The organism is Candidatus Margulisiibacteriota bacterium (assembly GCA_028706105.1).
Lineage (GTDB): Bacteria > Margulisbacteria > Riflemargulisbacteria > GWF2-35-9 > DYQY01 > DYQY01.
This window is the reverse complement of the sequence record JAQWCF010000125.1, coordinates 1-3724: the sequence shown is the minus strand read 5'-3', so window position 1 is coordinate 3724 and position 3724 is coordinate 1. Positions and strand designations below refer to the sequence as shown.

Annotated in this window: 2 protein-coding genes; both read left to right on the top strand. The window is 31.3% G+C overall.

The features are described 5' to 3' along the window. Positions 1 to 191, top strand: a 191-nt coding sequence (locus PHF25_09090) for a hypothetical protein (protein ID MDD4528163.1), incomplete at its 5' end; no start/stop codon positions are given. Beyond that, positions 188 to 3076 (top strand): type I restriction endonuclease subunit R, encoded by a 2889-nt coding sequence (locus PHF25_09085; GenBank protein ID MDD4528162.1) that lies wholly within the window; start codon positions 188 to 190, stop codon positions 3074 to 3076. The genes PHF25_09090 and PHF25_09085, both read left to right, overlap by 4 nt. Positions 3077 to 3724: the final 648 nt, after the last annotated feature.

The window sequence follows — 3724 nt, the reverse complement described above, 5'->3', positions numbered from 1 at the left end:
AGGTGCAAGGGTGGAGTCGTAAAAAGAAAAAAATGTTAATTGAAAAATGTTATGATAAATTACCAGCATTCTCTACAGCTTATCGAGATAAAATTAATTTAGATTCTAAGATTCATATTGAACCATCTGTAAATTTAATAACCGAGAGCAAGGTCGTTGAGGCTCTCGAAACGACTAGGAATAATCAATGACTAAACAAGCAGAACAAGTATTAGAAGATAAACTGGTTAAACAATTAATAGAGCTTGAATATAGCTTTGTGAAAATTGATGATGAGAAAGACCTATTATCAAACCTGAAGCAACAGTTAGAAAAGCATAACAATAATACTTTTACTGAAAACGAATTTCAAAAGATTCTTAATTATTTAAACAAGGGTAATGTATTTGAAAGAGCTAAGATTCTTAGAGATAGGATGCAACTTACCAAGGATAATGGAGACAGCATTTATATAGACTTTATTAACCAAGACCATTGGTGCCAAAATTTATTTCAAGTTACTAATCAGATTTCTATAGAAGGTAGTTACAAGAACCGTTATGACGTAACAATATTAATAAACGGACTACCTCTTGTGCAAATAGAACTAAAGAGAAGAGGGCTAGAACTAAAAGAAGCATTCAATCAGATAAATCGTTATCAGAGACATTCATTTTGGGCATCTAATGGGCTTTTTCAGTATGTGCAGATGTTTGTTATTAGTAATGGAGTAAATACCAAATACTTTGCAAATAATAGGAATCAGTCTTTTAAGCAAACTTTCTATTGGGCTGATGTAAAAAACAGTAAAATAACAGAACTAGAAGGGTTTGCTAAAGAATTTCTAGAAACTTGTCACATTGCCAAAATGATTACCAAATATTTAGTTATCAATGAAACTCAAAAAATCTTAATGGTATTACGCCCTTATCAATACTATGCAGTTGAAGCCATTATAGAAAGAGTTAAGAATAGTCACAAAAACGGCTATATTTGGCATACAACTGGCTCTGGCAAGACGCTAACATCTTTCAAAGCTAGTCAAACACTCATCCAATTCCCCAAAGTACATAAGGTTGTATTTGTTGTTGATAGAAAAGATTTAGACTATCAAACAATTCAGGAATTTAACAGTTTTTTAGAAGGTAGTGTGGATGCAACGGATAATACAAAAAATTTAGTAGAACAATTTACAGATACTTACAAAAATAAAGCAGGTAAACGTATAAGCACAAAACTGATAGTTACTACTATTCAAAAGTTAAATACAGCTATTAGTAAGCAACATTTTTTAAAACAAATGGAGAAATTACAAAATGAAAGAATTATATTCATTTTTGATGAATGCCACAGAAGTCAATTTGGAGAAACTCATAAAAGAATAAATGCATTCTTTACTGCTAGTCAGATGTTTGGATTTACTGGAACACCTATTTTTGCTGATAATGCAGTTAGAAATGAACTAGGAAAAAGAACTACACAAGAACTGTTTGAAGAATGTTTACACAAATATGTTATTACCGATGCTATCAGAGATGAAAATGTCCTTAAGTTTTCTATAGAGTATATTGGCAGATATAAGGAAAAAGAAGGCTGTGAGCTAGATATAGAAGTTGAGGCAATCGACACCAAGGAGCTGATTGAGTCATCACAAAGACTTGAAAAGATAGTTGATTATATTGTCGCTAACCATAACAGAAAGACTCACAATAAAGAATACACTGCCATGTTTTGCGTTAACAGCATTGATGCTCTAATTAAGTACTATGAATTATTTAAAAAACGGCAGGCTGAAGGCAAGCACAATTTAAAGATAGCTACAATTTTTAGTTATACAGCTAATGAAGATGATAAAGATGCTAATGGATTTATCCCTGATGACCTTGATTTGGATGAAAAAATCACTTCAATCAATAGTCATAGTAGAGAGAAGTTAGATGGATTTATTGATGATTACAATAAAATGTACAACACCAAGTTTTCAACTAGGGATAGTCAGTCTTTTTACAACTATTACAAAGACATAGCTAAACGAATTAAGGATTATGAGAAGGTAGGGTTTGATAGTAAAGATAGAGTGGATATTCTACTTGTAGTAAATATGTATCTTACAGGGTTTGATGCTAAAAAAGTTAATACATTATTTGTAGATAAAAACTTAAAGTATCACGGATTAATACAGGCTTATTCCAGAACAAATAGGGTGATAAATGAACAAAAGTCTCAAGGAAACATAGTTTGTTTTAGAAACTTAAAAAAAGCAACGGATGAGGCAATCGCACTTTTTGCAAATAAAGATGCAAAAGAAAAGATTCTTGTAGGGTCATATGATGAGTATGTTAAAAAATATAATGCTGAATTTATAGAACTATTAAAGATAACACCAACAGTAAACAGTGTTAATAATTTGCAGAGTGAAGATGATGAACTTAATTTTATTAAAGCATTTAGAGAACTGATGAGACTACTCAATGTGCTCAAGTCATTTACTGAGTTTAAGTTTTCAGACTTAGCTATGAATGAACAGCTATTTGAAGATTATAAAAGCAAGTATTTTGACCTATATGACAAAGTAAGAACAAATAATCAGAAAGAAAAAGTATCAATACTTAATGATGTAGATTTTGAGTTAGAACTACTGCATAGAGACGAGATAAATGTTGTTTACATACTTACTTTATTAACTAAGTTAAAGGCAACTAATTATTCAGAGCAAGAACAACAAAAGAAAGCTATTTTGGAGTTAATGGATAGTGAGTTTTCACTGAGAAGTAAGAGAGAGTTAATAGAGAAATTTATTAATGAGAACTTGGCACACATTCATGATACCAGTGAAATGGCTGATGAATTCGAACGATATTGGAATGAAGAACAACAAAAAGCACTTGATAAAATGTGTGATGAAGAAAAACTTAGTAAGGCAAGTTTAAATACTGTTATAGAAAATTTTATTTTCACCCAAAGAAAACCTTTAAGTGATGACATTGTTAAGATGCTTGAGCATAAACCTAAGTTACTTGAAAGACGACCTATAACAGAAAGAATTATTGCTAAAATAGTTGAGTTTGTAGATGTGTTTATAAATGGAATGAGTTAAAGCACAAAACTTTTGCCATAACACTAGTTTAATCTAATAAAATCATTAATAAATGTTGTTAATAGATTATCAGCTTGGTATAATCTTTGCTACCATTCATCCCCTGTTTTGGGGAAATTCTGGTGAAACTTTTTGGATATATGAGCTTTGATTAGTCTTATAAAACAGGAGTTTTCTGTGCTAGCGGGAATAGTCCCGAGAAACCAGAAATCTTTGATTTCCTTGTTTCTCGAGGATCCACGAAATTCTAGAAAGCAAAGCTTTAAGGATTTCGGGACTCAGTTGAATGTAAAGTCAGCTTTGTCTAATAAATATTTGATATAATTTGTTACATATAAGCGGGAATAGTCCCGAGAAACCAGAAATCTTGATTTCCTTGTTTCTCGAGGATCCACGAAATTCTAAAAAGCAAAGCTTTAAGGATTTCGGGACTCAGTTGAATGTAAAGTCAGCTTTGTCTAATAAATATTTGATGTAATTTGTTACATATAAGCGGGAATAGTCCCGAGAAACCAGAAATCTTGATTTCCTTGTTTCTCGAGGATCCACGAAATTCTAGAAAGCAAAGCTTTAAGGATTTCGGGACTCAGTTGAATGTAAAGTCAGCTTTGTCTAATAAATATTTGATATAATTTGTTACATATAAGC